General features: G+C 61.2%; 27 protein-coding genes and 1 tRNA gene. 10 read left to right on the top strand and 18 right to left on the bottom strand.

The features are described from left to right. Positions 1-67 precede the first annotated feature (67 nt). The 6 genes from IMX17_RS13870 to IMX17_RS13895 all read left to right on the top strand — a co-directional run bounded on the left by IMX17_RS13870 (position 68) and on the right by IMX17_RS13895 (position 6,213). Entirely contained in the window at positions 68-448 is a 381-nt protein-coding gene (locus IMX17_RS13870) for a helix-turn-helix domain-containing protein (RefSeq protein ID WP_193549851.1), read from the top strand. 128 nt (positions 449-576) lie between these two features. Further along, positions 577-2,178 carry an ABC transporter substrate-binding protein gene (locus IMX17_RS13875; protein ID WP_193549852.1) on the top strand — a complete coding sequence of 534 codons (1,602 nt, stop codon included), beginning with the start codon at positions 577-579 and terminating at the stop codon, positions 2,176-2,178. A gap of 277 nt (positions 2,179-2,455) precedes the next feature. Continuing rightward, positions 2,456-2,980 (top strand): cytochrome b561, encoded by a 525-nt coding sequence (cybB, locus tag IMX17_RS13880; RefSeq protein ID WP_193549878.1) that lies wholly within the window; start codon positions 2,456-2,458, stop codon positions 2,978-2,980. Between the two features lie 53 nt (positions 2,981-3,033). Continuing rightward, positions 3,034-4,320 carry a hypothetical protein gene (locus IMX17_RS13885; RefSeq protein WP_193549853.1) on the top strand — a complete coding sequence of 429 codons (1,287 nt, stop codon included), beginning with the start codon at positions 3,034-3,036 and terminating at the stop codon, positions 4,318-4,320. Next, positions 4,317-5,492: a hypothetical protein gene (locus IMX17_RS13890; RefSeq protein ID WP_193549854.1), complete on the top strand. Its 1,176-nt coding sequence runs from the start codon at positions 4,317-4,319 to the stop codon at positions 5,490-5,492. The genes IMX17_RS13885 and IMX17_RS13890 overlap by 4 nt, the downstream gene beginning before the upstream one ends. A gap of 16 nt (positions 5,493-5,508) precedes the next feature. Beyond that, positions 5,509-6,213: a hypothetical protein gene (locus IMX17_RS13895; RefSeq protein ID WP_193549855.1), complete on the top strand. Its 705-nt coding sequence runs from the start codon at positions 5,509-5,511 to the stop codon at positions 6,211-6,213. A 3-nt stretch (positions 6,214-6,216) separates the two neighbouring features. On the opposite strand, the gene IMX17_RS13900 is transcribed toward IMX17_RS13895, so the two are convergent. After that, complete coding sequence (locus tag IMX17_RS13900; RefSeq protein ID WP_370571283.1) at positions 6,217-7,332, bottom strand: hypothetical protein; 1,116 nt, start codon at positions 7,330-7,332, stop codon at positions 6,217-6,219. A 67-nt stretch (positions 7,333-7,399) separates the two neighbouring features. Beyond that, the gene (locus IMX17_RS13905) at positions 7,400-8,122 is read right to left on the bottom strand and encodes an isochorismatase family protein (protein ID WP_193549856.1); all 723 of its coding nucleotides are present in this window, start codon (positions 8,120-8,122) and stop codon (positions 7,400-7,402) included. Positions 8,123-8,237: 115 nt separating this feature from the next. Here IMX17_RS13905 and IMX17_RS13910 point away from each other — a divergent pair, with 115 nt between their 5' ends. After that, positions 8,238-9,158: a LysR substrate-binding domain-containing protein gene (locus tag IMX17_RS13910; RefSeq protein WP_193549857.1), complete on the top strand. Its 921-nt coding sequence runs from the start codon at positions 8,238-8,240 to the stop codon at positions 9,156-9,158. A 440-nt stretch (positions 9,159-9,598) separates the two neighbouring features. Beyond that, the gene (locus IMX17_RS13915; RefSeq protein WP_038873104.1) at positions 9,599-10,132 is read left to right on the top strand and encodes a hypothetical protein; all 534 of its coding nucleotides are present in this window, start codon (positions 9,599-9,601) and stop codon (positions 10,130-10,132) included. A 50-nt stretch (positions 10,133-10,182) separates the two neighbouring features. Here the strand turns inward: IMX17_RS13915 and IMX17_RS13920 are convergent, their stop codons facing one another. The 7 genes from IMX17_RS13920 to gpt form a co-directional block, all read right to left on the bottom strand. After that, a complete protein-coding gene (locus tag IMX17_RS13920; RefSeq protein WP_015376761.1) occupies positions 10,183-10,401 on the bottom strand; it encodes a TM2 domain-containing protein in 219 nt (72 codons plus the stop codon). A gap of 195 nt (positions 10,402-10,596) precedes the next feature. Further along, a tRNA-Thr gene (locus IMX17_RS13925) sits at positions 10,597-10,672 on the bottom strand. A 194-nt stretch (positions 10,673-10,866) separates the two neighbouring features. Beyond that, a complete protein-coding gene (proA, locus tag IMX17_RS13930; RefSeq protein WP_193549858.1) occupies positions 10,867-12,120 on the bottom strand; it encodes a glutamate-5-semialdehyde dehydrogenase in 1,254 nt (417 codons plus the stop codon). A gap of 9 nt (positions 12,121-12,129) precedes the next feature. After that, positions 12,130-13,233 carry a glutamate 5-kinase gene (proB, locus tag IMX17_RS13935; RefSeq protein WP_193549859.1) on the bottom strand — a complete coding sequence of 368 codons (1,104 nt, stop codon included), beginning with the start codon at positions 13,231-13,233 and terminating at the stop codon, positions 12,130-12,132. Between the two features lie 116 nt (positions 13,234-13,349). Continuing rightward, complete coding sequence (gene crl / locus IMX17_RS13940; RefSeq protein ID WP_033651027.1) at positions 13,350-13,751, bottom strand: sigma factor-binding protein Crl; 402 nt, start codon at positions 13,749-13,751, stop codon at positions 13,350-13,352. 60 nt (positions 13,752-13,811) lie between these two features. Further along, positions 13,812-15,059 carry an esterase FrsA gene (gene frsA, locus IMX17_RS13945; RefSeq protein WP_049241373.1) on the bottom strand — a complete coding sequence of 416 codons (1,248 nt, stop codon included), beginning with the start codon at positions 15,057-15,059 and terminating at the stop codon, positions 13,812-13,814. Positions 15,060-15,200: 141 nt separating this feature from the next. Then, positions 15,201-15,659, bottom strand: coding sequence for a xanthine phosphoribosyltransferase (gene gpt, locus IMX17_RS13950; protein WP_033651025.1), 459 nt, complete (start codon positions 15,657-15,659; stop codon positions 15,201-15,203). Positions 15,660-15,998: 339 nt separating this feature from the next. Here gpt and pepD point away from each other — a divergent pair, with 339 nt between their 5' ends. Further along, positions 15,999-17,459, top strand: coding sequence for a beta-Ala-His dipeptidase (pepD, locus tag IMX17_RS13955; RefSeq protein WP_193549860.1), 1,461 nt, complete (start codon positions 15,999-16,001; stop codon positions 17,457-17,459). Positions 17,460-17,501: 42 nt separating this feature from the next. On the opposite strand, the gene dinB is transcribed toward pepD, so the two are convergent. Next, complete coding sequence (dinB, locus tag IMX17_RS13960) at positions 17,502-18,563, bottom strand: DNA polymerase IV (RefSeq protein WP_033641978.1); 1,062 nt, start codon at positions 18,561-18,563, stop codon at positions 17,502-17,504. 183 nt (positions 18,564-18,746) lie between these two features. On the opposite strand from dinB, the gene IMX17_RS13965 reads away from it, so the two are divergent. Continuing rightward, positions 18,747-19,643 carry a glycerophosphodiester phosphodiesterase family protein gene (locus IMX17_RS13965; protein ID WP_193549861.1) on the top strand — a complete coding sequence of 299 codons (897 nt, stop codon included), beginning with the start codon at positions 18,747-18,749 and terminating at the stop codon, positions 19,641-19,643. Positions 19,644-19,675: 32 nt separating this feature from the next. Here IMX17_RS13965 and nqrM read toward each other — a convergent pair whose 3' ends face one another. Genes nqrM through IMX17_RS14005 form a run of 8 tightly spaced genes read right to left on the bottom strand, consistent with a single transcriptional unit; the run spans position 19,676 to position 26,785 of the window. Then, positions 19,676-19,903, bottom strand: coding sequence for a (Na+)-NQR maturation NqrM (nqrM, locus tag IMX17_RS13970; protein WP_004930244.1), 228 nt, complete (start codon positions 19,901-19,903; stop codon positions 19,676-19,678). A 7-nt stretch (positions 19,904-19,910) separates the two neighbouring features. Next, complete coding sequence (locus IMX17_RS13975; protein WP_046897655.1) at positions 19,911-20,942, bottom strand: FAD:protein FMN transferase; 1,032 nt, start codon at positions 20,940-20,942, stop codon at positions 19,911-19,913. Continuing rightward, a complete protein-coding gene (gene nqrF / locus IMX17_RS13980; RefSeq protein ID WP_193549862.1) occupies positions 20,943-22,166 on the bottom strand; it encodes an NADH:ubiquinone reductase (Na(+)-transporting) subunit F in 1,224 nt (407 codons plus the stop codon). A gap of 15 nt (positions 22,167-22,181) precedes the next feature. Continuing rightward, positions 22,182-22,778: an NADH:ubiquinone reductase (Na(+)-transporting) subunit E gene (gene nqrE, locus IMX17_RS13985; RefSeq protein ID WP_004930235.1), complete on the bottom strand. Its 597-nt coding sequence runs from the start codon at positions 22,776-22,778 to the stop codon at positions 22,182-22,184. Between the two features lie 6 nt (positions 22,779-22,784). Further along, entirely contained in the window at positions 22,785-23,414 is a 630-nt protein-coding gene (locus IMX17_RS13990) for an NADH:ubiquinone reductase (Na(+)-transporting) subunit D (RefSeq protein ID WP_004930232.1), read from the bottom strand. Beyond that, positions 23,407-24,201 (bottom strand): Na(+)-translocating NADH-quinone reductase subunit C, encoded by a 795-nt coding sequence (locus IMX17_RS13995; RefSeq protein WP_015376731.1) that lies wholly within the window; start codon positions 24,199-24,201, stop codon positions 23,407-23,409. Before IMX17_RS13995 ends, IMX17_RS13990 begins: the two co-directional genes overlap by 8 nt. Next, positions 24,191-25,432, bottom strand: a complete 1,242-nt coding sequence (locus tag IMX17_RS14000; protein ID WP_015376730.1) for an NADH:ubiquinone reductase (Na(+)-transporting) subunit B — start codon at positions 25,430-25,432, stop codon at positions 24,191-24,193. The genes IMX17_RS13995 and IMX17_RS14000 overlap by 11 nt, the downstream gene beginning before the upstream one ends. A 3-nt stretch (positions 25,433-25,435) precedes the next feature. Then, complete coding sequence (locus tag IMX17_RS14005; protein ID WP_046897654.1) at positions 25,436-26,785, bottom strand: Na(+)-translocating NADH-quinone reductase subunit A; 1,350 nt, start codon at positions 26,783-26,785, stop codon at positions 25,436-25,438. Between the last annotated feature and the right edge of the window lie 35 nt (positions 26,786-26,820).

Here is a 26,820-nt window from a genome sequence, read left to right on the forward strand (position 1 = left end):
ATGGTGGTGCTGCTATGCTGTGGCTTTACCGCACCCTTGGCAATTACGCACCTGAAGGTAACCCCCAATGGCTTATCCCGGCGACGTCTATTCGAGCAAGTGCTCTGCGCGCGATGCGCTGGCGCTGATTTCCGGCAAGTGGGTGATGTTGATCCTGCCTGCGCTGGCGCAGCGGCCAATGCGCAACGGCGAACTGCTGCGCCGCATAGACGGCATTTCGCAGAAGGTGCTGACGCAAACGCTGCGCCAGTTGGAACGCAACGGGCTGCTCGAACGGCTGGATTTAAGTGAAAAGAATCAGGCACATGTGGAATATCGGCTCAGCGCCGTCGCCTGCTCGCTGGTCGAGACGCTGACGGCGCTGGACCGCTGGGCGGAATACCATTTCCCCGAGCTGGACGCCGCTCGCGAGCGCTATGATGCTGAACGCAAGCGCGAGACCGAGTAAAGCGGTTTGGCAAGCACCGCGCGGCGCACAGAATGCGCAGGTGAGACGCTTGTTCCCGGTCTCGCCATCCGTTATCTATAGTTAATTCAATTCGCCGGTAACGGCCCACTCCACCTGAGGATCTTGCCTTGACGTTTTTAAAACACCCAATCGCCGCGCTGGCGCTGGCCGGCTGCGGCCTGCTGTCGGCGGGCGGCGCGCTGGCCGCTTCCGATGCGCTGGTGTACTGCACCGTTGCCTCGCCGGAATCGTTCAACCCGCAGCTCTCCAGCTCCGGGCCGACCTTTATCGCCACCTCGCAGGTGCTGTACAACCGCTTGGTGACGCTGCGCGAAAGCGATAAAACCCCCGCCCCGTCGCTGGCCACCGAGTGGAGCGTCAGCCCGGACGGCAAGACCTACACCTTTACCCTCCGCCAGGGCGTGAAATTCAACAGCAACAAATACTTCACCCCAACGCGCGACTTCAACGCCGAAGACGTGGTGTTCACCGTGATGCGGCAGAAGGATCCCGCCAACCCGTATCACAAGGTCTCCGGCGGCAACTATGAATACTTCACCGACATGGGTCTGGATAAGCTGATCACCAAGGTGGAAGCGGTGGACGAACACCACGTGCGCTTCACGCTGAGCCAGCCCAACGCCGCCTTCGTCGCCGACTGGGCGATGGATTTCGCTTCGATCCTGTCGGCCGAGTACGCCGACGCGATGCTGAAAAAGGGCACGCCGGAATACGTCGACAACTGGCCGATCGGCACCGGGCCGTTTGCGCTGCAGCAGTACAAGCAGGATTCGCTGATCCGCTACATCGCCAACCCGCACTACTGGCAGGGCGAAGTGGCCAGCAAGCACCTGATCTTCTCCATCACGCCGGATCCGCAAACCCGGCTGGCCAAGCTGAAAACCAACGAATGCCAGATCATCCCCGCGCCGCTGCCGGAACAGTTCGCCGCCATCAAGGCCGACGGCAACCTGCAGTTGCACGACATCACCGGGCTGAACGTCGGCTATCTGGCGTTTAACACCCAGAAAAAACCGTTCGACAACCTGCTAGTGCGTCAGGCGCTGAGCTACGCGGTGGACAAGAAAGCGATCGTCGCCGCGGTGTTCAAAGACAGCGGCACACCGGCCAATTCGCTGCTGCCGCCGGGCATGCTGGGCTACAACGACAAGCTGCCGGAATACGCCTACGATCCGCAAAAGGCGCGCGAGCTGCTGAAGCAAGCCGGGCTGGAGCAGGGTTTTGAGACCGACATCTGGTCGATGCCGGTACAGCGCCCTTACAACCCGAACTCGAAGCGCATCGCCGAGATGATCCAGAGCGACTGGGCGAAGGTGGGCGTGAAGGCCAAGATCGTCACCTGGGAGTGGGGCCAGTATCTGGCCGGGCTGCGCAAAGGCGAGCAGCAGAGCGCGCTGTACGGCTGGGTATCGGACAACGGCGATCCGGACAACTTCGCTACCCTGCTCGGCTGCGCCGGGGTACAGAGCGGCGCCAACGTGGCGCGCTGGTGCGATAAGGATTACGACCGGCTGATCCAGCAGGCGATCCAGGAGAACCAGCCGCAGGCGCGCGCCAAGCTGTACCAACAGGCGCAGGTGATCTTCGCCAAACAGGCGCCGTGGCTGCCGCTGGTCACCGGCAAAGTGTTCTACGCCACCCGCAGCAACCTGAGCGGCTACGTGGTGGACGTGAACGGCAGCGATTTCGCCAAGGCCAAATTGAACTGATCTCAGGCGCCGCAGCGAGGGCTGCGGCGCAACCCGCCTCATCGCTTGATAAGCTGCCGGCCTCGGAATCTACCGCCTGTTAACTTCATACCTTACGACGCTCACGGCCTCCCCTGCCGTCAGGCGCATAACCCACTAAACCAATAGCTTAATAAGTGAGTTGAGCCTGGCGTTTTGCCTAAATTGCGCGCACGCGCTTTCCTCCGATGTAACATTTCGTTACCATCGGCGCACAGACCCTTTAACATCAAAAGGTAACCCGGTGCAGAACACCTATATGCCGTGGCAAATTCGCCTGCACTGGCTGGTGGCGATCCTGCTGGCCATCACCTGCGTCACCATCGAGCTGCGGGGCTTTGCCGAACCGGGCAGCGCACCGTGGTACGCGCTGGTTGTCACCCACTTCAGCTGCGGCGTGACGGTGTTTGCGCTGATGCTGGCCCGCCTGCTCCTGCGCCGGCGCCACGCCTCGCCCGCCATCGCGCCCAAACCGCCGAAGTGGCAAACCGGCATGGCGCACCTGACGCATACCCTGATTTATCTGCTGCTGCTGACGCTGCCGGTGCTGGGGGTGTATTCGCGCTATCTGGGTGGCAAGGAGTGGTATCTGTTCGGCCTGTCGATGCCGTTCGCCGACGTGGCCGATCGGCCGCAGGCGCGGATGATTATCGGCTGGCATAAAACGCTGGCCTCATTCGGCTACTGGCTGATCGGCCTGCATGCCGCCGCCGCGCTGTTCCATCATTACATCGTCAAGGACAATGCGCTGGTGCGCATGCTGCCATTGATGAAAAAACGCTGAATACCCGGCGCCAGGGATGACTTTTCGGGCCACGCCCGCGGACAGGGAATGACATGCAAACCCAATTTTTTAATGTGACCGTCGAACAATGCGCCTGCCAGCAGACGGCACCCGACAACCTGGTGAGGATCATCGCCTCCGGCCAGACGTTCTTTTTTTACCGTGACGACTTCAGCGACAGCGAAAATCTGCTGGCCACGCTCGCCGCCGGCGATCGGGTGAAGATCGGCGCTCACCGCCTGCGGGATGGCAGCTACTGGCTGCACTGGCTGCTGCACGGCACGAAAGGCCGACTGGAACCCGACAGGACGCTGAAATACAAGCTGAAATACTTCGCCCTGCTGCTGCTGGGCGCGGCGCTGGCCGGTGGCTTCCCGGCGGGCTTTTTCATCATGGACCGGGAAGATTCCTGGCTGACCATTGTTCTGTTCTTTATCGCCATCATCGCCGGCCTTATCGGCATCGGCATGGTGCTGTTCGTCGGTTCAGAGCTCTTGCTGATCGGGCATCGCGGCCGCAGGCGCCTTCTCAGGGCGCTGGATCGCGTGCTGCTGGGGCAAGACGTCACGCCGCCCGATTCGCTCAGCCTGAAAATCCCCGGCATCAGATACCGGGCCGTCCGCAAAGACGCCGTGCCGACGACCGCACCGCTGCAGACCGCACTTCCCCTTCCGGACGGCGTCGAGGCCTCCGGCATCGAGACGGTCAACGCCCTGAGCTACGAACTTTGCCACTATGAGATCCCGCGGCAGGTGCAGTATTTGGACACTTACGCGTGGCGTCAGAACGAGACGCACTTCGCGGTGACGACCCGTGCGCTCAACGTCCCCACGACCAAACTGCATCCGGTATTTCGTCGGCAGCATCCGCTTTTCATCGCTAAGGGCGATCCGCTGCAGGTGTTGTACTGCGAGAACGACACCGTCCCCGAGTTGCCTACGGTGCGCGGGATCATCAATCATCGCGACCGCCAAACCTATCTCATCGGCGGCAATCGCTACTTCACCGAAGCCGGCCTTAACCTGAGCGCGCGTGTCGTTTTCATCCTGGGCGCGATCATGATGTGTTTGATGCTCGGTCTGATCGTGTGGGATAACGCCGATACCCCAGCGGGCTTTTACCTGGATGCCTGGACCCTGAAGCGCCTCGGCAGTGAGTTGCCGCCGATTCTGCTGCTGATGATGCTGATGGTCAGCGGCCTGGCGCTGCTGATCGAGGGCTTCGCCCAGATCTGCCGCCTCTACGCTTTTGAGCAGCACCGCACGTTTAAGACGTTCAAATACCTGCGCAATCTGCGCCGCAGGCTATGGCGGCAGGAACAGGTGACGGAGCTGAAATGATGACGCTAGCGCTTTATAAAAGACCCCTTATTATCCTGACGCTGTTTTTGGCCAGCGCGCTGGGCGTCTATTTCCTCGCCCCTGAACAACGCTATGCGCAGTGGCAATGGACCCAAAGCGACGAGGCGTTGCCGACAATAGCCCGTTACGATCTCATCCACAGCTACCCGGCGCAAAACGGCGCTCTGCTGCTCATCAGCAAAAGAAGTGAGACCAGCGCCTACAACAGCGTCTACGGCTGGGCGGCCAACTACCTCAGCCAGGTGTTATTCACCGGCCCGAAGGGGTTGCAGATGCTGGGGCAACTCGACGAATCAATCTACGATGCGGTTTGCGTCGAGCAGGAGTGCATGCTTTTTCTGTCCAAAGGGCGCCGGCTGGTCGATGTGCAACAGGGTACCATCGGGGCGCTGATCCCCTGGCCGGAGGGCGACGACAATCTGCCTTCCTTTATCGGCGGCAAACTGGCGGCGCTGTCGGGAAAGCGCGCGCTGTATTTCATCAGCACCGAAGGCGTATTCTACAGCCCGGACTTTGGCGCCCATTGGCGGCAGACGCTGGATCTGCCGGCGCTGTTGGATGAGCGACAGCTGCTGGGCTTTGAGCGCGGCGAGGAGGAGTCACCGACGGCTTACGCCTCCGGTAAGCGCAAATCCATGCCCGAGATCTTTACCGCCGTTGATGGCGATCGCGTGCTGTTTTGGATGAACCCGGTGCTCGGTTCCGGCGCCTTGCACATTGCCGTTAACGGCAAAACCGGCGAGGTGGCCGAACTGCATTGGCTAACGGTACGCGTCAAGGAAAGCGCGCAGGCTCCGGATGGCGGCATCTACCTGATCGCCCAAACGCTGGACAGAGGGCTGTATCAGCTGCTGCGCTATCAATCCGACGGGCAGTTGGCGGTGCTGTTGGAAAACGGCGATAAATCGCTGTATCAGCTGTGGGCGGGCAACGACAAGCTGGTCGCCCAAACGGATAACGGCGATGCGCGCCTTTCGCTGATTTTCGATCTGCGTTCATCCGAAGTGCGCTACCGACAGCCGTTGGAGTACCGCTACAACGGGCGCGACGACGCACGCCAAACCGTGATCGAACCGGAAAGCCACTATGGCGATGACGGGGAGACCCCGGCGCTGCCCTACTTCGTTCGCTATCGCTCCACCACGCCATGAACATGAGGAACCTGCCATGCTGTTAGGCTATGGCGCCGGCGTCGCGGGGCTGGTGGCGCTGTTGTTGGCGCTGCTGCTCGCCGGCATCCTGCTCGCCTGGTGGGGCTGGCGCTACGCCGCCGCGCGCTGCGGCCGCCCGCGCCCGCCGCTTTCCTGGGGCGGTTATCTGTTGGCCTCGGCGTTGGCGATCTACCCGGTGGCGTTCGCGCTGATGCTGATCGACATCGCCATCCAGGACATCAAGAGCCAGCGGGCGGAAGAACGCTGGAATCGGCGCCGCTACCTGACGCTCGACGAGGCAAAACCGTTCGGTGAAATCACGCTGCCGAAAGGCAGTTGGGTGAACCGCCAGGAACCACGCCAGCCCGGCACCGAAGACAGCCCCATCACGATGAACGGCGTGACCGCCGTGCGTTTTCCTCAGCCACAGAGCGTAGCCGGCGTGCCGATCATCGCCTTCGAGGTTTTACCGCCGGTGATGGAGCTGGCAGGTGCGCATACCTTCACCCGTCCAACCGGCCAAACGGTGCACTGCGAAGCCGGTTGGCTGGTCTCTTTCTCTTTACCGCCGGATAAGCCGGCCCCGCAGTGGGAGGAGTGGCAGGCCGGGCTACCTGCGGCGGCATTTCGGCCCAGCGACTGGATCTTTAGGGAGTGCTTCTCCGGCAGCCCGATCGCGGTGCTGACCTTGCACAACGGCGAAGTCAGGGTGCTGCCTTAAGCCTTACGCCGCGGCGTTGGGCAGGCGCACGGTCACGCGGTTATTGGCCGTTGGCAACTGCAGCGGCGTTTCCTGCCAACTTACCGCGATAACCAGGACCGGCGGAGCCGCCACGCGCGGCTCACGCCTGCCTGGCCCCACGCCGTAGGCATCCCATTCAATCACAAACACCCCGCCGTCTTGCGGCTCGACCCGCTCGACGAAAAAGGTGGTGTCCGAACCGCGCCCGCCCGCCGGTTTATGCGCATAAGAGAGCAGGCTGAACCACTCGCCGGCAAAGTAGAGATGGTATAGGCCATCGACGATATGCTCGCCGCGGAACTGGCAGCCGCCGACGCTAAAACCGTCACCCGCCGGGGATTCCGCCACGCGTTCGAGATCGCGCACCAAGAGATCGGTCGGCCTGTTATCCAGCAACAGCTCATAAGGCGGCGTGTGCAGCAGCGCGGCGGGATCGTCCGCCTGGCGCAGATCCGCCGGCAACATCGAGCGCGCTGCCAGCACGCGGCCGCTGGCCAAGGTGATCTCCAGCCGATCCGCCGGATCCGCTACCCACTGCGGCACCCAAAGACCGCGCACAAGGTGCAGCGACGTGGCCTCCGCCTGCCGACACCTCGCCCGCAGCCGCGCCAGCGCCTCGGCGGAACCGGCGGCCAAGGCGTCCTGCTCGCGATCGGTCAACGCAGGCAGCGCGTACATCATCCGGGCGGCAGGCTCGTACACCGTCAGCCCCTCACCCTCACGACTGCGGGTCGGGATCAGGCGCAGCTTGCCATCATCCACGTCCTGCGGCGCGGCACAGGCGCCATGCACCACCGCTCCGTCGCGCAGCAGCAGCGTCCAAAAGTTGGGGCCGCCCATGCCCAGTTCCCCCACGCCGCCAATCTGCCGATCGCTGTCGCCGGCGTGCACCATCTCAATCGGCTGCGAACGCCAGTCGGTCTTGCGCCACTCTGCCGCTTCTTCAGGTTCTTGCCCGCTTTTAGCGGCGTACTTCGCCCATTGCAGCACGGCAAACAGCGCGATGCACAGCACACCCCAAACCGGGTAATCCTGCCAAATCAATAACCAACCGACGATCAAAAGTGCCCAGGCGGCCATGGCGATATCCTTTTCCACGAGAAAACCGCCTGATTCTAGCTCAGGCGGTTAGTGGGGTTGAAAAATATCGCTATCAGGCCAGGCGCTATTTGCCCTTGGCCTGGAACAGCTGATTCACCAAAGTCGTCGCCGGCATATCCAGCGCGCCGTACAGCTCGCCGGCTTTGGCATCGCCGTTATCCCCCAGCCACTCTACTCCCACCGTACCGTAATCCGTCGGGATCACTCCGGCCTGCACCAGCCGCGCCATGCCCGCCTCATGTTTGGACTGATTGAACGTGCCGGAAGCGTCGATCACCACATAGGTGTCGTATCCCGCCGCTTTGGCCGTGATCGCCGGGAAGCCGGCGCACACTTCCAGCGATACGCCGGCGATCACGATCTTTTTGCGGCCGGTGGCCTCAACCGCTTTGCGCACGTTCGCGTCGTCCCAGGCGTTGACGCTGTGGCGATCGATAATGTTCACCCCCGGCAGCGCGGCCTTAAGTTCCGGAATGATCGGCCCGAACGGACCGTTGGCGCCGGTCGAGGTCACGATCACCGGAATGCCCATCACCTGGGCCGCCTTGGCGAGCGCCACGACGTTATGTTTCAGCGTTGCGCTCTCCATGTCGCGCACGCCGGTGATCAGACCGATCTGATGGTCGACCAACAGCAGCACCGAGTTGTGGCGATCCAACAGCTGCAAAGGGCCGGACGCCAGCTGCGCCTGGGTATGCGGCTGTGGCGCTGCCGGCGCCGCGAAGGCCGGTTGCGCCGCCCCGGCCATGGCGATAGTCAGAGCCAAAGTGCGGTAAAGGTTTTTCATGATGTTTATCCTCGTTTCAACAATGGTGTATCTGCAGGATAAAACCGCATCGATCAGGGTTAAATAGGCGACAATAGAAGCTATCATTGCAAAAATGATCATGATGGAGTCTGTGATGACGGTATTTCCACTCGATCTCAACGCCATGTATTTTTTCACTCAGGTGGTTGAGCACAAAGGCTTTACCGCTGCCGGTACAGCGCTGGGCATCCCGACCTCTCGTCTGAGCCGCCAGGTGGCGCAGTTGGAACGTCAACTCAACCTGCGGTTGCTGCAAAGAACCTCGCGGCGTATTCAGCTTACCGAGGTGGGCCACCAGGTCTATCTGCACTGTGTCGCCATGATGCAGCAAGCGCATCAGGCGCAGCAGGCGGCGCTGCGCACGCTGGCGGAACCGAACGGCACCGTGCGTTTCAGCGCGTCGCCGCTGTTGGCGGACGAAGTGATCGCTCCGCTCCTGCCGGCATTTATGGCGCGCTTTCCCAAAGTGAACGTAGAAACCCACGTCACCGCCCGACGGATAGATCTGTTGGAGGAAGGATTGGACTTCACTGTCCGCGGGCTTGGCATCGCCAACGAGGCCGCAGGGCTTATCCAGCGGCGGCTCGGCACCGCTAAATGGCTGTTGGCCGCCAGCCCGACATGGCTGGCGCGACACGGCGCGCCGTCATCGCCACAACAGCTGAGCGATATGCCCTGTTTGCTTTACCCGCCTCAACAGGGGGCACCGAGCTGGCGGCTCTACGGGCCACAAAACGCCATCGTCAACGTGCCCTTCTCGCCCCGCTTAAGCAGCGATAATTTGCAGGTGATCCTGCGCGCCGCCCTTGATGGGCAAGGCATCTGCGGCATTCCCTATTACGCCTGCCGCCAGGCGCTTGCACGTGGCGATTTGCAAGAGGTGCTGCGCGGGTGGCATCCGCAAAACGGCGAGCTGGTACTGCTTTATCCCTCGCGCCGCGGGGTGCCGCCAGCGGTAAAAGCGCTGATCGACTTTTTTTACCAGGAAATCCCGCCGTTGCTGAATGACCGTTAAACGCGGCTCTCGCCGCGTTATTCTTTAATAACGTCAATAATAAGCCTGACAATATATAATCGCTTAGCGCATCGTTTATGTGACCATACCGCTCACATAAATAACGCTTCACATAAGAATTTACGTTAAAAACACAACCCTCTGTATCGCAATGAGATATTTCTCTCAACCTAAAAGCAAAAGGCACAAACAAAGAAAAAAACTGCAATAATTTGTGCATATTCCAAACATTGACTATGTTTAGACAGACTATTTATATGCAGTTGGACAAAGACACTGACAGCAATTAAAAAAGTCCGTTTTTTAGCGGGCGAGGAAATATTTTATCAACAATATTCCGAGGAGGCTTTATCTCCATGGAACGGATAACTTTGCGTTTTATCAAGCCAATAGGCTACACACCGCAATTAATATCATTATTAGCATTCCGGAGACCGACAATGAAAATCGTTACAGGCATTATCCTTACCTCTGTGGCCGCCTTCAGCGGCGTGGCTTACGCGGCCGATGCGCAGCCTACCACCGGCAGCGCGGCGGTGATGCTGGAACACGTGCACGCCGTGATGGAAAATGGCAGCCCGGCGCCGCAGCATGACGCCGCCTGCAAAAAAGAACTTTCCATGCCGGAATCGAAATATATGGGCATGAAGGTTAAAACCGATTACACCATCAACAGCAGCACCATGATGATGTCGGCCAAATCGATGTTCCCATCGCCGGATTCCATGAAACCCATGGAGCTGACGGTCGATCTCTCTGCGCTGGGCCTGGCGGATGTGTATGCCTTCGGCGCCTTTAAACCGGCTGCGCTGCCACAGGCGTATATTTATTTCACCATCGACAAGGATTTTAAAAATCCGGTCAGCACCTTTATGATCATTAACCAAGGCAAGCAATATAACTGCGTGATCTCCAGCTCGAATAAAATGATGAGCAAAGAGATGCGCGGCAAGATGATGATGAAGAAACAGTAACGGAATGAAAAACGGCGCTTCCCTTAACAGGAGGCGCCGTCAGAAAGGCCTTAAATCAGACCAGGATTGTATTTCTGGTTGAACTTCTCTTCCGATTGGAACAGATAAATAATGCCTTCAATAAAGCCGACAATCGCCGGGATCCCCGTCCAGCAGAACAGCAGATAGAACAGCCCCCACCACTTCATGCCCAGGTAAAACTTGTGAATGCCCAGTCCGCCCAGGAAGATGGCCAACAGGGCCGCCGCGAGCTTGTCTTTTCTGCTCATAGTTCACTTCTCCTTACTTCTCACCGAACCACCGGCATGTCCAAAAACGGATGCCGCTCCACAGAGCGCCGCATCGCAATGCTTGAGGAGGAAAACATTCACCCATCAAGGCTCAACAGGGGTAATTATAACAGTGATTAATTAAACGGTTGTTTAACCGGCGAAAGGGTAAGCAAATGGAGTCTGGAGAGGGAGTGGTGCCGATAATAGGAGTCGAACCTACGACCTTCGCATTACGAATGCGCTGCTCTACCAACTGAGCTATATCGGCATCGAGCCGGGCCTGCGGGGCAAGCCGGAAGTGCGTTGAACAAGGTAGACCTGCGCGCGAAATGAGTCAAGAGCCGCCGGGGCGTTTGGTCGTTTTACAAGCAACCAGACTGTCGTGCAGTCCCCCTTTTCCAAAAACAATCAGGGCGCAGCATGCTGCGCCCTGACCTCTTTATGAATGACCGCAATGCGGCCTTAGCTACGCACCAGATCGTCGCCGTAGCCGATCCATTTGTAGGTGGTCAGCGCGTCCAGGCCCATCGGGCCGCGGGCGTGCAGTTTCTGGGTGCTCACCGCCACTTCCGCGCCTAGGCCGAACTGGCCGCCGTCGGTGAAGCGGGTACTGGCGTTGACGTACACCGCCGAGGAGTCCACCGCGCGCACGAAGTGCTCGGCGCTGCTCAGCGAGCGGGTGAGGATCGCGTCGGAGTGGTTGGTGCCGTGGGTGCGGATGTGGTCGATGGCCTGATCGATATCGTCCACCAGCAATACGTTCAGATCCAGCGACAGCCACTCGTCGTCGTAATCCTCCGCATTCACCGGCACCACCGTCGCCGGGCCGCCCTGCAGCAGCGGCAGCGCGTTTTCCGCCGCGTGCAGTGTCACGCCCGCCGCCGCCATTTTGGCGCTCAGCGCCGGCAGGAACTCGGCGGCGATGCTGCGGTTCACCAGCAGCGTCTCCAGCGAGTTACAGGCGCTCGGGCGCTGGATCTTGGCGTTTTCAATCACCGTCAGCGCCTTGTCGAAGTCGACGTCGGCATCCACGTAGGTATGGCACACGCCGATGCCGCCGGTGATCACCGGAATGGTCGATTGCTCGCGGCACAGCTTGTGCAGGCCGGCGCCGCCGCGCGGGATCAGCATGTCGACATAGCGATCCAGGCGCAGCAGTTCGTTCACCAGCGCGCGATCCGGGCTGTCGATCGCCTGCACCGCCGCCGCTGGCAGGCCGCACTGTTCCAGCGCCTGCTGGATCACTTTCACCGTCGCCTGGTTGGTGTTGTGCGTCTCTTTCCCGCCGCGCAGGATCACCGCGTTGCCGGTCTTCAGGCACAGGCTGGCGACGTCGATGGTAACGTTCGGCCGCGCCTCGTAAATCACGCCGATCACGCCGAGCGGCACCCGGCGGCGCTCCAGCTTCAGCCCGCTGTCCAGCAGGTTGCCGTCCAGCACGTGACCGACCGGATCGTTCAGGCGGCATACCTGGCGCACGTCGTTGGCGATCGCCGCCAGCCGCGCCGGGGTCAGCAGCAGGCGATCGAGCAGCGCTTCGCTCATGCCGCTGGCGCGCGCCTGCGCCATGTCTTGTTCGTTCGCCAGCAGGATCGCTTCGCTGTTGGCTTCCAGCCTGTCGGCCATCACCGACAGCACCTGATTCTTCTTCGCCGTGCTCAGCACCGCCAGCTGCCAGGAGGCCTGCTTGGCGGCCTTCCCCATCTGCTCCAGCATGCTCACTCCTTAACTGACAATCATATCGTCGCGGTGCACTGCCACCGGACCGTATTCATAACCGAGGATTTCGCTGATTTCCTGCGAGTGGTGCCCGGCGATCATGCGCATCGCGTCGCTGTTGTAGCGGCTGACGCCGTGTGCCAGATCGCGCCCCGCCTGGTTGCGGATGCGGATCACTTCACCGCGCGAGAAGTCGCCCTTCACTTCGCGGATGCCTTTCGGCAGCAGCGAACTGCCGCGCGCCATCATCGCTTCCACCGCACCGTCGTCGACGGTGATCTCGCCGGCCGGCGGCGCGCCGAAGATCCAGCGCTTGCGGCTCTCCAGCGGGGTTTCCAGCGCGTGGAAACGGGTGCCCACCGGTTTGCCTTCGATCACGTCCGACACCACGCCCGGCTTGCTGCCCGCGGCGATCACCACGTCGATACCGGCGCGGCAGGCTACGTCGGCCGCCTGCAGTTTGGTGCCCATACCGCCAGTGCCCAGACCGGAGACGCTGTCGCCGGCGATGGCGCGCAGCGCGTCGTCAATGCCGTGCACCTCACGGATCAGTTCGGCCTGCGGGTTGTTGCGCGGATCGGCGGTGTAGAGGCCCTGCTGATCGGTCAGCAGCAGCAGTTTGTCGGCCCCGGCCAGAATGGCCGCCAGCGCCGACAGGTTATCGTTGTCGCCCACCTTGATTTCGGCGGTGGCGACGGCGTCGTTCTCATTGATTACCGGCACGATGCGGTTGTCCAGCAGCGCCGTCATGGTGTCGCGCGCGTTGAGGAAGCGCTCGCGGTCTTCCAGATCGGCGCGCGTCAGCAGCATCTGCCCGACGTGGATGCCGTAAATGGAGAACAGCTGTTCCCACAGCTGGATCAGCCGGCTCTGCCCCACCGCCGCCAGCAGCTGCTTGGAGGCGATGGTGGCGGGCAGCTCGGGATAGCCCAGGTGCTCGCGCCCGGCGGCGATGGCGCCGGAGGTGACGATGACGATGCGGTGGCCCGCGGCGTGTTGCTGCGCGCACTGGCGCACCAATTCGACGATGTGGGCGCGGTTCAGACGCAGCGATCCGCCGGTCAACACGCTGGTGCCCAATTTCACAACCAATGTCTGGCTGCCGTTCATAGTATTTCTGCCGTGTGTAATGATGAGAAGAAGAGTGCAAAGGTCTTTGTAACAGGAGAGACGCGTTATGCCAACAGGCACAACGCGAAATCAGCACAATACGTGGTCAAACGGGGTCAGGCGGAGAGTTTGATCAGTTTTTCTTTGAAATCATCGGCGGGTTCCAGCCCCAGTTCCATGGTCGCCAGCAGTTCGCCCAGGCGGCGATGGAAGTCGCGCAGGGTGTCTTCCAGTTTGGCGTTCACTTCATCATCCTTAATGTTTTGCGTCGTCCAGTTGCCTTCCTTGTCGAACAGGCCGAATTGGTACGAATAGGTGAAGCGCGCCTCTTCCGCCTGCAGCTCCATCCACCAGCCCCAGAACTCACGCTTCTCCGGAGCGGGCTTTACATTGACGCAGACGGCCAAACAATCAAAGAAAAACCGGTCGTTCTCACATTGCCCTTCACGCAGGTACGGCCCCAAGCTGGCAAAACGTTTCATTAGTCGGCTTTTAGGGTGACCACTCGGTAACGTCATTCTCTAACCTCCTCAATGTAGACCACTCTTTTTAACAAATTGTTAAAATTTAGCAACTAATTAACGCATTTTATCCTTCAGCCAACCGGACATCTGCAGCAACGCCCGGTGGAAGCTGTCGTAAACCGGGGTGCGCGGGATGGCGATCAGCTTGCCGCTCACCGAAGAGGTGACGATCAGCTGCGACTCTTCTTTCGGGCTGAGCGTATCGCGCTCCCAGTAGCCGGAGATCATCGGCGTCGGGCAACGGCGCCCCAGCAGCCCCTGCATTTTCAGCGAGTAGCTGTTCAGCTCCACCTTCAGCACGTTGTCGGAAGCGTTAGCCATGCCCATGCGGCTGGCCAGCACGTCCATATACATGTCCGGCACGTTCAGCTGGGTGCTGCTGTCGCACAGCAGGCGATGCACCACCGGCCCCAGGCAGGCCACGCCGCGCAGCCGCTGCGGCTCCAGATAGGCCAGTCGCACCGCCACGTTGGCGCCGAAACGGAAGCCGAAAGCGCTCACCCGCTGATGATCCACCCACGGCACCGAGGCCAGCTGGATCAGCACCTGCTGATGCAGGTAGCTGGAATCCTGCGTCAGCTTCCATTTGCAGGAGGAGCCGATCGACGGCATATCGAGCGTCAGCATGGCGATGCCGTGCGGCGCCAGGTAGTCGCGGAACAGACGGTGATAGTCGGTCTGCAGCGTATCGAGGCTGCCGCACATCAGCACCGTCGGGAACGGCGCTTCGCCCTTCTCGGGCATGTGCAGGAAGCCGGTGACGCTGCCGCCGCCTTCGATGCGAAACTCCAGCTCTTTCAGCTGATACGGCAACAGCAGCGCCGCCTCTTCGTAAGCGCGGTTAGCCAGCATCTCCGCCTGTTCGGCCAGCTCGTCGCCCTTCAGGTGCGGGTAACCGGCGATGCTGTACAGGCTCGCGGCCTTCAGCCAGTACTCGCCGCCGAGCAGCGGATCCTGCTGCTCCGTCGCCCGCTGCTGCCACTGCATGCCCTGATGGATCCACTCGTAGATCCAGTTGCCGTTGCGGTAGCCCACCACGGTATCCAGCCGCTGCGGATTGCTGCGTTCGGCGTCCGAGGCGGCGATACGCGCCAGCACTTCGTGGATTTCGATCGGGCTGACGCCGCGCCAGGCCCACAGCAGCGGGTTCAGCATGCGATACCAGCTGCCGGTAGTGTCGCCTTCCAATGCGGAATGCATGGCGGCGCTGACTTTGTTGCGCGCGCGCAGCACCAGCGTCGAGGTTTCAGGGTGTTTGAATTTGGGCTTGAAAAGAATTTCAGAAAGGTTGGCCTGTGCCATGGTAACAACAGCCTCCGTAAATCTGGCGATAGGCCGCAACAGGCCTACTTAACTGGAGGTAGTGTACCTAACTCTGGCGGGATAAACCAAGATAACGCAAACGCCCGGCATAACCGGGCGTTGGGCTGGAACTGGCTGGGCTTAGCGACCGCCGATAGGGGGAACGAAGCTGACGCCCATGTCCCACGGCTGTTCGATCCAGGTATCCTGCGGGATGTCGACCTCGTAGTCGTCCACCAGCGGACGGCCCGCCGGCTTGGCGAAGATGGTGACGAAATGCGCTTTCGGGTACATGTCGCGGATCGCTTTCGCGGTGCCGCCGGTATCCACCAGATCGTCCACCACGATGAAGCCTTCACCGTCGCCTTCGGCGCGCTTGAGCACTTTCATTTCGCGCTGGTTGTCATGGTCATAGCTGGAAATGCAGACGGTATCCACATAGCGGATGCCCAGCTCACGCGCCAGCAGACCCGCCGGCACCAGGCCGCCGCGGCTGACGGCAATGATGCCCGTCCATTTGTCGGCAGGCAGCAGGCGGTGCGCCAGCTTGCGTGCGTGTATTTGCAGCATATCCCAGGTAACAACGTATTTTTCGCTCATAGAATCGTGTCCCAGCCGGCTGGTGAAGCGGCTTACTTTATAGTTCAGGGGAAAAAAGGTTGCGCGAGATTATAGAGACTGGCCGCGTTGAATTCCAGCTGTACCGAGGAAAACCTCGCGATTTCCGCCGGGCGGCTTTTCGGTGATTGATGCTGAAAAAACGAGCGTTCCCGCCGCGAAGCCGTGTGATCAAGCGCTTAAACCGCACAATACGGGGCGCGCACCGCCGGAAATAAAGTGATATTCTCTGACGATCGTGCCACGACGCACAGATGCCCACTCACCTTAACCGCGCGGCACGCCCGTCCTGTCGGAGCCTGCCGTCACAGGAGACTTATAGTGTCTGAATTGTCTCAGCTTTCGCCACAGCCGCTGTGGGATATTTTCGCCAAGATCTGTTCTATCCCACACCCTTCTTATCATGAAGAAGCGCTGGCGCAGCACATCCTCACCTGGGCCAAAGAAAAGAACCTGCACGCCGAGCGCGATCAGGTCGGCAATATCCTGCTGCGCAAACCGGCCACCAAAGGCATGGAAAACCGCAAGCCGGTCGCGCTGCAGGCGCACCTGGACATGGTGCCGCAAAAGAATAACGACACCGTGCACGACTTCGCCAAGGATCCGATCCAGCCTTATATCGCCGGCGAGTGGGTGAAAGCGCGCGGCACCACGCTGGGCGCCGACAACGGCATCGGCATGGCCTCCGCCCTGGCGGTGCTGGCCGACGACAGCGTTGAGCACGGCCCGCTGGAAGTGCTGCTGACCATGACCGAAGAAGCCGGCATGGACGGCGCCTTCGGGCTGCAGCCGAACTGGCTGCAGGCGGACATCCTGATCAATACCGATTCCGAAGAGGAAGGCGAAATCTACATGGGTTGCGCCGGCGGTATCGACTTCATCACCACCCTGCCGCTGCAGCGCGAAGCGGTGCCGGCCGGTTACCAAACCCTGAAACTGACCCTCAAGGGTCTGAAAGGCGGCCATTCCGGCGCCGAGATCCACGTCGGGCTGGGCAACGCCAACAAACTGCTGGCGCGCTTCCTGTTCGCCCATGCGGCGGCGCTGAACCTGCGCGTGCTGGACCTGAACGGCGGCACCCTGCGCAACGCCATTCCGCGTGAAGCCTCCGCGGTAGTTGCGGTGCCGGCGGACAAAGCCGACGCGCTGAAAGCGCTGAGCCAAGAGTTCCTGGCCGTGCTGCAGAACGAACTCTCCGCCAAAGAGAAGAACATCACCGTGCTGCTGGAGCCGACCACCAGCGCTTCGCAGGCGCTGAGCGCCGACAGCCAGCAACGCTTCCTGGCGCTGCTGAACGGCACGCCGAACGGCGTGATCCGCATGAGCGACGCGGTCAAAGGCGTAGTGGAAACCTCGCTGAACGTCGGCGTGGTCACCACCAGCGAAAACGAAGCGGAAATCATCTGCCTGATCCGCTCCCTGATCGACAGCGGCAAAGATTACGTGGTCGAGATGCTGACCGCGCTGGGCCAGCTGGCCGGCGCCAACGTGGCGCCGAAGGGCGGCTACCCGGGCTGGCAACCGGACGCCGACTCGCCGGTGATGCACCTGGTGCGCGAGCTGTATCAGGAGCTGTTCAACAAGACGCCGAACATCATGGTGATCCACGCCGGCCTGGAATGCGGCCTGTTCAAAAAGCCGTATCCAAACATGGATATGGTATCGATCGGGCCAACCATCACCGGCCCGCACTCGCCGGATGAGCAAGTGCATATCGAAAGCGTCGGTCTGTATTGGAAGCTGCTGACCTCGCTGCTGAAAGCGATCCCTGAGCGCGCGTAATCTGCGCGCTTAACGCAAAAAGCCGGCGACTCGCCGGCTTTTTTATTCCCAAGGCAGCGCCAGCTGCCGCTCCAGCTGCGGATCGAGCAGCGTCACATGCAGCCCCACCAGCCGCACGCCGCGCCCTTCGCGCCGCTCGCGCCACGCCTGCCGCGCCACCTCCAGCAAATCCTGCCGGTTCAACACCGGGAAGACGTGCTCCTGGGTGGTTTGCTGAAAATCCTGAAACTTCAGCTTCACGCCCTGCCGGGCGATGTGCAGATCCGGCTTTACCTTGCGCAGCCGCATCTCCAGCTCGGGATAGAGTTTGTCGATAATCAGCGTTTCGCAGTCTTCCCAGTCGTGAATGTCTTCCGCCAGCGTGCGCTCCACCCCCACCGATTTGCGCAGCCGCTCCGCCGAGATTTCGCGCCGATCGATGCCCTGACACCGCTCCCACAACACCCGGCCAAACTTGCCGAAGCGCTTGAGCAGCTGCGCCAAATCGTATTGCTGCACGTCGGCGCAGGTGATGAGCCCCACTTCCTCCAGCCGTTTGGCGGTCACCTTGCCGACGCCGGGGATCTTGCTGAGCGGCAGCTGCTGTAAAAACGCCGGCACCTGCGCCGGCGTGATCACGTATTGCCCGTTCGGCTTGTTCATCTCGGAGGCGATTTTGGCGAGAAACTTGATCGGCGCCACGCCGGCCGACGCGGTCAGGTTCAGCTCGTCGGCAATCGCCTGACGGATCTCCTGAGCGATCAGCGTCGCCGAACCGTTGCATTGCGGGCTGTCTGTCACGTCGAGATAGGCTTCATCAAGCGACAGCGGCTCGATCAACGGGGTATAGCGGGCGAAGATTTCACGGATGTGCAGCGAAGCCTCTTTATAGGCCGCCATGCGCCCCGGCAGCAGGGTGAGATGCGGGCACAGCTTGAGCGCCATCGCCGTGGACATGGCGCTGTGTACGCCGTAGCGCCGCGCCGGGTAGTTGGCGGTGCTGATCACCCCGCGCCGATCGGCGCTGCCGCCAATCGCCAACGGAATATCGCGCAGGCTGGGATCGTCGCGCATTTCCACCGCCGCGAAGAAGCAGTCCATATCGACATGAATGATTTTACGCATCGCACCCTCCGGTAACACTGTATAAGTATACAGTCAGATACCGAAAGCTCAAGGCCGCAGGCTTCGATGAAAGCGCCGTTTCCGCCAGATATTTCCGCGTTGTTAAAAAAGCTTAATTTTTCAATAGTATGATTTCCGCCATCCCGTGCGGCTCACCACAACGATAACGACAAGGTACTCTACATGATCAGATTTTCTCATTGGCTGCTGGCTTCCGCGCTCTCGCTGAGCGCGCTGGCGGCCAGCGCCGCCGCCGGTCATGCGCCGGCGATCGTCGCCCATCGCGGCGGCACCGCCGATGCGCCGGAAAACACTCGCATCGCCATCGAAACCGCGCTGAAAAACGGCGCCGACGCCGTTTGGATCACCCTGCAAGAATCCAAAGACGGCGTCATCGTGCTGTACCGCCCCTCGGATCTGAAAGCGTTGACCAACCGGCAGGGCCCGGTCTCTGGCTATACCGCCGCGCAGCTGGCCGAGACCGATGCCGGCTGGGCCTTCGCCAAGGGTGACGCCCACCCGTTCCGCGGCCGGGGCATCGGCATTCCGCGCCTCGACGACGTGCTGAAGGCGTTTCCGCACGTCACCTTTTATCTGGACATCAAATCCCCGGACGCCGATCCGGCGCAGTTTGGCCAGGCGCTGCTGGCGACGTTGCAAAGCACCGACAGCCTGAACCGCATCCGCGTCTACTCTACCGACGCCAAATACCTGCAGGCGCTGCCGCCGGCCATCCCCCGCTTTGAAAACCGCGACGAGACCCGCACGCTGCTGGCCAACGTCACCATGGCGCACCAGTGCGACGTCAAACCGGACAACCGGCAGCCGCGCTGGTACGGGCTGGAGCTGAAGCGCGAGGTGGAGGTGGTAGAGAAATATACCCTCGGCGAAGGGCGTTCGAAGGCGTTTCTGACCTGGGATAAAGAGTCGATGGACTGTTTCCGCTCGCAGGGCCCGGCGCACATTATCCTGTTCGGGGTCAACTCGCCGCAGGAATATCAGCAGGCGCTGGCGCTGGGCGCCGACGGCGTGATGGTTAACTCCCCGGCCGAGGCGAAAAGCTTCCGCAAGGCGAAATAAAAAACCCGGCCAAGGCCGGGTTTTCGCTACAGCTACAGAATGCGGTGCTTGTCCAACTGCTCGCGCCGCTGCGCCGCTTTGGCTTCGCGCTTTTTGCGCGCATCGCACGGCTCCGGGCAGTCGCAGACTTTCTCCATACCCAGCGCGGTGATGCCGCCGCAGCTGCCCTGCAGGCTTTTGCGTTTGAACACATAGCCCAGCGACATGCCGCCGACGATCAGCAGAAACAACACGAAGGTAGCGGCGAATACCGTCAACATAGCAACCTCACGAACGCTTTTTCAGATAGGGCTTGAACGCGTCTGAATAACGCTCCTCAAAGCCGTCGGCGGTTTTCACGATCATGAACACCGGGATGCCGAGCAGGTTGGCCAGCGCCATGCCGCGCTCCGGCCCCATCACGTTCAGGCCGGTGGACAGGCCGTCGGCGGTCATGCAGGTCGGGCTCAGCACGGTGATCGACACCAAACGGTGATGAATGGGCCGGCCGGTAACCGGATCGATAGTGTGCGAATAGCGCACCCCGTCCTGCTCGAAGTAGTTGCGATAGTCACCCGAGGTGGCGATCGACATCTCTCCCGGCTGGATCACCAGCTGCGCCTGCTGCTGCGTACCGGCGGTCGGGCGCTCGATGGCGATGCGCCACGGCTTTTGTTCGCCGTTATGCCCGCGCGTGCGCACTTCGCCGCCGATATCCACCATGTAGTTTTGCACGTGCTGCGATTGCAGGTATTCCGCCACCACGTCCACGCCATACCCTTTGGCGATCGACGACAGATCGACGTACAGCTCAGGGATGCTTTTCACCAGCGCGCTGCCCTGCACCGACAGTTTGTCGGCGCCGGTCCAGGCGCGACGATGCTCCAGCTCCGCCTCGCTCGGCACTTTGTCCGGCCGTCCTTCCGGGCCGAAGCCCCACAGGTTGACCAGCGGCCCGACGGTCACGTCCAGCGCGCCATCGGTGACGCGGTTGATGCGCAGCGCTTCGCGCACCACTTCGGCGGTGGCCGGCGAAACCGGGAACGGCCGGTCAATGTCGCGGCTGGCGTTGAAGCGGCTCAGCTCGGAATCCGGCCGGTAGGTGGACATCTGATCGTTCACCTGCTCCAGCCGTTTGTCGATCTCCGCCTGCATCTCGCGCGCCGACGGCGTATCTTCGCCGGTCACGTAACGGATCGAATACGAGGTGCCCATGGTTTTACCCGTCAGGTCCACCTGTTCCGGCCCGCAGCCGGTCAGCAGCAGGGTGGCGCTCAGCGCCACGCCCGTCAGCCAGTTCTTCATCGCCAATGCGCGCATTTAGCCACCAAAGTCATCCAGCATGATGTTTTCGTCTTCGACGCCCAGATCTTTGAGCATCTTGATCACCGCGGCGTTCATCATCGGCGGCCCACACATGTAAAACTCGCAGTCCTCCGGCGCCGGGTGGTTCTTCAGGTAGTTCTCCAGCAGAACATTATGGATAAAGCCGGTGTAGCCGGTCCAGTTATCTTCCGGCTGCGGATCCGACAGCGCCACGTGCCAGGTGAAGTTTTCGTTCTCCGCCTGCAGCTGGTTGAAGTCTTCTTCATAGAACATCTCGCGCAGCGAACGCGCGCCGTACCAGAAGGTGATCTTGCGTTTCGAGTTCAAACGCTTGAGCTGATCGAAGATGTGCGAACGCATCGGCGCCATGCCCGCGCCGCCGCCGATAAAGATCATTTCGGCGTCGGTGTCCTTGGCGAAGAACTCGCCGAACGGCCCGGAGATGGTCACCTTGTCGCCCGGCTTCAGCGACCAGATATAGGAAGACATGATGCCCGGCGGCACGTCCGGATTGTTCGGCGGCGGCGTGGCGATACGCACGTTGAGCATGATGATGCCCTTCTCTTCCGGGTAGTTGGCCATCGAGTAGGCGCGCACCGTGGTGTCGTTCACCGTCGAACGGTAGCGGAACAGGTTGAACTTGTCCCAGTCGCCGCGATACTCCTGCGGCACGTCGAAGTCGGCGTAACTGATGTCGTGCGCCGGCGCTTCGATCTGGATGAAACCGCCCGCGCGGAACGGCACGTCTTCGCCATCGGGGATCTTCAGCTTCAGCTCTTTGATAAAGGTGGCTTTGTTATCGTTGGAGATAACCTCGCACTCCCATTTCTTCACGCCGAAGATCTCTTCCGGCAGCTCAATCTTCAGGTTCTGCTTCACGTTCACCTGGCACGCCAGGCGGCACCCTTCTTTCGCTTCGCGCTTGTTGATGTGCGAGAGCTCGGTCGGCAGGATATCGCCGCCGCCCTCTTTGATCACCACCCGGCACTGGCCGCAGGAGCCGCCGCCGCCGCAGGCCGAGGAGACGAAGATCCCCTGGCTGGAGAGCACGTTGAGCAGCTTGTCGCCCGCCGGCGCATGGAAGCTCTTATCCAGATCGCCGTTGATTTCCACCGCGATGTCACCGGTGTTCACCAGCTTCGATTTGGCGAACAGGATCAGCAACACCAGCACCATCACGATGGCGGTGAACATCGCTACGCCTAAAATAATTTCCATAAATTCTTCCCGCCTTTACAACTGAACACCGGAGAAGGACATGAAGCCCAGCGCCATCAGTCCGGTGGTGATAAAGGTAATGCCCAGACCGCGCAGCCCTGCCGGCACGTTGGCATACTTGAGTTTTTCGCGGATCCCCGCCATGGCGACGATCGCCAGCATCCAGCCGGTGCCGGAACCAAAGCCGTACACCACCGATTCGGCGAAGTTGTAGTCGCGCTGCACCATGAAGGACACGCCGCCGAAGATGGCGCAGTTCACGGTAATGAGCGGCAGGAAGATGCCGAGCGCGTTATACAGCGACGGGAAGAAGCGATCGAGGATCATCTCCAGAATCTGCACCAGCGCTGCGATCACGCCGATGAAGGTGATGAAGTTGAGGAAGCTCAGATCGACGCCTTCCACCAGCGCGCCGTCGCGCAGGATCAGGTTGTAGACCAGGTTGTTCACCGGCACCGAAATGCCGAGCACGATGGTCACCGCGATGCCCAGGCCAAAGGCGGTCGAGACCTTCTTCGACACCGCCAGGAAGGTACACATCCCGAGGAAGAACGCCAGCGCCATGTTCTCAACGAACACCGCGCGCACAAACAGGCTGATATAGTGTTCCATCGGCCTTTACTCCTTTTCGATCTGCGCCGGCTTCAGGGTGCGCAGCACCCAGATTAGCAGGCCGATGATGAAGAACGCGCTCGGTGCCAGCAGGAACAGGCCGTTCGGCTGATACCAGCCGCCGTTCTGCACCGTTTCCAGCACCGGAACGCCGAACAGCTTGCCGGAGCCGATCAGCTCGCGCAGGAAACCGACCAGCACCAGGATCACCCCGTAACCCAGCCCGTTGCCGATGCCGTCCATAAAGCTCTCGATCGGCGGCGACTTCATGGCGTAGGCCTCAGCCCGCCCCATCACGATGCAGTTGGTGATGATAAGGCCGACGAACACCGACAGCTGCTTGGAGATCTCGAACGCATAGGCGCGCAACAGCTGATCGACCACGATCACCAGCGAGGCGATGATCGCCATCTGCACGATGATGCGCACGCTGTTGGGAATATGATGACGGATCAGCGAGATGAAGAAACTGGAGAACGCGGTCACCAGCGTCACCGCAATGGTCATCACCACCGCCGTTTCCAGCTTGGTGGTCACCGCCAGCGCCGAACAGACGCCCAGCACCTGCAGGGCGATCGGGTTATTGTCGAACAGCGGCCCCAGCAGGACCCGCTTTATCTCTTTGGAATCAGCCATTTTTCAGCGCTCCTTCACGAACTTTTTTCAGGAACGGGCCGAAGCCGTGCTCGCCCAACCAGAAATCAAACGTATGCTGCACGCCGTTGGAGGTCAGCGTGGCGCCGGACAGGCCGTCCACCCCGTGCACATCCCCCTGGCGCGCGCCGCCTTTCACCACGCGGATCGCCGGCTGGCCGTTGTCGTCGAACAGCTGCTTGCCGACCCACTGCTGGCGCCAGGACGGGTTCTCGACCTCACCGCCCAGCCCCGGCGTTTCCCCCTGGTCGTAGTAGGTGATGCCTTTGACCGTGTTGCCGTCGTTATCCAATGCCACAAAGGCATACATCATCGACCACAGACCGGTGCCGTATACCGGCAGCACAATCTTGTTCACCTGGCCGCTTTCATCGCGCACCAGGTAGATTTCCGCCTGGTTGCTGCGGCGCTTGATGCCGGCCGGATCGTCGCCCGCCGCCAGCGCCACGCTTTTGGCGTCGTCGCGCAGCGCGGCGCCCAGATCGAACGCCGCCGCCTTGCCGGCGACAAACTCGCCGCTGTTCAGATCCACCAGGCGCGGTTCGATGCGCTCGCTGTACAGGCGCTTGACCTGCTCGCTCTCCATTTTCGGCTGCAACAGGCCGGCTACGTCGAGAATATTGCGCTGCTTATCGAGCAGCTTTTGCTCCTGCTGTTTGGACTTCAGGCCGACGGCGGAGCCCGCCACCACCACTGAACACACCAGACACAGCAGCAGCACTACCAGCAGCGTTTTACCGATGCCGTCGTTTTTCGCTTCATTCGCCACGGGCTTTTCTCCGCTTGATGTTGGCCTGCACCACCAGGTAATCGAACAGCGGTGCGAACAGGTTGGCGAACAGGATCGCCAGCATCATACCTTCCGGATAGGCGGGGTTGACTACCCGGATCAGCACGCACATCACGCCGATCAGAATGCCGTACCACCATTTCCCCTTATTGGTGAAGGAGGCGGAAACCGGGTCGGTCGCCATAAAGATCATGCCGAAGGCGAAGCCGCCCAGCACCAGATGCCAGTACCACGGCATGGCGAACATCGGGTTGGTGTCCGAACCGATGGCGTTGAACAGCATGGCGGAAGCCACCATGCCGAGCATCACGCCGGCGACGATGCGCCAGGAGGCCACGCGGCCGAACAGGATAATCGCCCCGCCGATCAGGATCATCAGCGTGGACACCTCACCGATGGAGCCGGGAATGTTGCCGAGGAAAGCGTCCATCCAGCTGATGGACTGGCCGGTGGCGACGTTGCTCAGGCTGTGCGCCCCGCCCGCGCTCCACTGCGCCAGCGGCGTCGCGCCGGAGAAACCGTCCGCGGAAGTCCACACCAAGTCGCCGGAGATCTGCGCCGGATAGGCGAAGAACAGGAAAGCGCGGCCGGCCAACGCCGGGTTGAGGAAGTTGCGCCCGGTGCCGCCGAAGATCTCTTTGGCCACTACCACGCCGAAGGTGATACCCAGCGCGGCCTGCCACAGCGGCAGGGTCGGCGGCACGATCAGCGCGAACAGGATAGAGGTGACGAAGAAACCTTCGTTGACCTCATGCTTGCGGATGATGGCGAACAGCACTTCCCAGAAGCCGCCGACGACGAACACCACGGCGTAGATCGGCAGGAAGTAACAGGCGCCCAGCACCATCTTGCTGACCCAGCCGGCGTCGGCCGCCAGCGAGGCGCCGAGCCACTGCGCCAAGCGATAATGCCAGTCGCCCGCCAGCACCTGTTGCAGCGCGTCGCCGCTGTACAGATGGTGCAGCGCCGGGATCGCCTGCTGGCCGACGTTGTACATGCCCCAGAACATCGCCGGGAACACCGCCAGCCACACCAGGATCATCATGCGTTTCAAATCGATGGCGTCGCGCACGTGCGAAGCGCCGCGCGTCACCGTGCCGGGGGTGTAAAACACCGTGGTGGTCGCTTCATACAGCGGGTACCACTTTTCCAGTTTGCCGCCCGGCGTGAAGTGATGCTCTATCTTCTCAAAATAATTCTTCAGGCCCATTGGTTATCCTTCCTGCTCAATCTTGGTCAGCACCTCGCGCAGCACCGGCGCGTACTCATACTTGCCGGGGCAAACGAAGGTGCACAACGCCAGATCTTCCTCGTCCAGCTCCAAGCAGCCCAGCGCCTGCGCACTGTCGCTGTCGCCCGCCAGCAGATCGCGCAGCAGCAGCGTCGGCAAAATATCCAGCGGCATCACCCGCTCGTAGTTGCCGATCGGCACCATGGCGCGTTCGCCGCCGTTAGTGGTGGTCGAGAAGGCGAACAGTTTGTTTTTCAGGAAGTGGCCCAGCGTGGTGCGGGTAATGGAGAACTTGTTCGGCGACGGCACGATCCAGCCGAACAGCTCTTTGTCGCGCCCTTCTTCCAGCACCGACACCTGCGAGTGGAAACGGCCCAGCCAGGCGTTCGGCCCGGCTGCGTGCATGCCGTTCAGCACCGAACCGGAGATCACCCGGTTCTCGCCCTCTTTCAGGCGGCCGGCGGTCAGCTCATCGAGGCTGGCCCCCAGACGAGTGCGCAGCAGCGCCGGCTGCGTCACCTGCGGCCCGGCCAGCGCCACGACCCGGCGGGTGTCGAGCTTGCCGGTGGTGAACAGGGTGCCGATGGCGATCGCGTCCTGGTAGCCGATGTGCCAAACGGTTTTCTTCAGGCTGACCGGTTCGAGGAAGTGAATGTGAGTGCCCGCCAGCCCGGCGGGATGCGGGCCGGCAAATTCGCTGTAGGCGATCTGCGGGCCGCTCTGCTGGCCAACCGAGGCGCCGGCGGCGTGGCATACGTGTACCTTACCCGCCGTCAGACGCGCCAAGACCACCAGCCCGGCGTTGAACGCCGCCTGCTGTTCGGCGATGATCACCTGCGGATCGGCGGCCAACGGTTGGGTATCCATGGCGGTGACGAAAATGGCGCGCGGTTCACTGCCGGGGCTTGGCGTTTTGCTGAACGGGCGGGTGCGCAGCGCGGTCCACAGGCCGCTGGCGATCAGTTCGCTTTCGACCTGTTCGCGCGGCAGTTGGCTGAGTTCACCCAGCGGGTAGTGCGCGAACTCGAGCTGATCGTCGCCGCCGTTTTCCAGCGCAATCACCACCGATTGCAAGACGCGCCGCTCGCCGCGGTTAATCGCGACGATGCGGCCGCTGGCGGGAGCCGTGAAGAAAACCCCGGGGTTTTTCTTATCTTCGAACAACGCCTGGCCTTTCTTAACGGTATCGCCTTCCTGCACCAGCATGGAGGGACGCATTCCGACATACTCTTCCCCAAGCAGGGCGACATGCTGAATGTTCGGGCCATCTTGGATCGCCTGAACCGGGGCTCCGGCTATCGGCAGATCTAACCCTTTTCTGATCTTAATCATAGGATTTATACGATGTAGTTTGGTTTACACGTCTG

It is taken from the genome of Serratia sp. X3, assembly GCF_014982455.1.
Classification (GTDB): Bacteria; Pseudomonadota; Gammaproteobacteria; order Enterobacterales; family Enterobacteriaceae; genus Serratia; species Serratia ureilytica.

What these genes read in the sequence shown, in the direction of transcription:
- IMX17_RS13905 (WP_193549856.1), bottom strand. Translation starts at nt 8,122, where the DNA reads ATGAAAAACCTTTACCGCACTTTGGCTCTGACTATCGCCATGGCCGGG.
- dinB (WP_033641978.1), bottom strand. Translation starts at nt 18,563, where the DNA reads ATGCGTAAAATCATTCATGTCGATATGGACTGCTTCTTCGCGGCGGTG.
- IMX17_RS13910 (WP_193549857.1), top strand. Translation starts at nt 8,238, where the DNA reads ATGACGGTATTTCCACTCGATCTCAACGCCATGTATTTTTTCACTCAG.
- IMX17_RS13885 (WP_193549853.1), top strand. Translation starts at nt 3,034, where the DNA reads ATGCAAACCCAATTTTTTAATGTGACCGTCGAACAATGCGCCTGCCAG.
- IMX17_RS14000 (WP_015376730.1), bottom strand. Translation starts at nt 25,432, where the DNA reads ATGGGCCTGAAGAATTATTTTGAGAAGATAGAGCATCACTTCACGCCG.
- IMX17_RS13965 (WP_193549861.1), top strand. Translation starts at nt 18,747, where the DNA reads ATGATCAGATTTTCTCATTGGCTGCTGGCTTCCGCGCTCTCGCTGAGC.
- IMX17_RS13890 (WP_193549854.1), top strand. Translation starts at nt 4,317, where the DNA reads ATGATGACGCTAGCGCTTTATAAAAGACCCCTTATTATCCTGACGCTG.
- proA (WP_193549858.1), bottom strand. Translation starts at nt 12,120, where the DNA reads ATGCTGGAGCAGATGGGGAAGGCCGCCAAGCAGGCCTCCTGGCAGCTG.
- proB (WP_193549859.1), bottom strand. Translation starts at nt 13,233, where the DNA reads ATGAACGGCAGCCAGACATTGGTTGTGAAATTGGGCACCAGCGTGTTG.
- nqrF (WP_193549862.1), bottom strand. Translation starts at nt 22,166, where the DNA reads ATGGAAATTATTTTAGGCGTAGCGATGTTCACCGCCATCGTGATGGTG.
- IMX17_RS13975 (WP_046897655.1), bottom strand. Translation starts at nt 20,942, where the DNA reads ATGCGCGCATTGGCGATGAAGAACTGGCTGACGGGCGTGGCGCTGAGC.
- IMX17_RS13990 (WP_004930232.1), bottom strand. Translation starts at nt 23,414, where the DNA reads ATGGCTGATTCCAAAGAGATAAAGCGGGTCCTGCTGGGGCCGCTGTTC.
- IMX17_RS13920 (WP_015376761.1), bottom strand. Translation starts at nt 10,401, where the DNA reads ATGAGCAGAAAAGACAAGCTCGCGGCGGCCCTGTTGGCCATCTTCCTG.
- IMX17_RS13895 (WP_193549855.1), top strand. Translation starts at nt 5,509, where the DNA reads ATGCTGTTAGGCTATGGCGCCGGCGTCGCGGGGCTGGTGGCGCTGTTG.
- crl (WP_033651027.1), bottom strand. Translation starts at nt 13,751, where the DNA reads ATGACGTTACCGAGTGGTCACCCTAAAAGCCGACTAATGAAACGTTTT.
- IMX17_RS13870 (WP_193549851.1), top strand. Translation starts at nt 68, where the DNA reads ATGGCTTATCCCGGCGACGTCTATTCGAGCAAGTGCTCTGCGCGCGAT.
- nqrE (WP_004930235.1), bottom strand. Translation starts at nt 22,778, where the DNA reads ATGGAACACTATATCAGCCTGTTTGTGCGCGCGGTGTTCGTTGAGAAC.
- cybB (WP_193549878.1), top strand. Translation starts at nt 2,456, where the DNA reads ATGCCGTGGCAAATTCGCCTGCACTGGCTGGTGGCGATCCTGCTGGCC.
- IMX17_RS14005 (WP_046897654.1), bottom strand. Translation starts at nt 26,785, where the DNA reads ATGATTAAGATCAGAAAAGGGTTAGATCTGCCGATAGCCGGAGCCCCG.
- IMX17_RS13915 (WP_038873104.1), top strand. Translation starts at nt 9,599, where the DNA reads ATGAAAATCGTTACAGGCATTATCCTTACCTCTGTGGCCGCCTTCAGC.
- frsA (WP_049241373.1), bottom strand. Translation starts at nt 15,059, where the DNA reads ATGGCACAGGCCAACCTTTCTGAAATTCTTTTCAAGCCCAAATTCAAA.
- nqrM (WP_004930244.1), bottom strand. Translation starts at nt 19,903, where the DNA reads ATGTTGACGGTATTCGCCGCTACCTTCGTGTTGTTTCTGCTGATCGTC.
- gpt (WP_033651025.1), bottom strand. Translation starts at nt 15,659, where the DNA reads ATGAGCGAAAAATACGTTGTTACCTGGGATATGCTGCAAATACACGCA.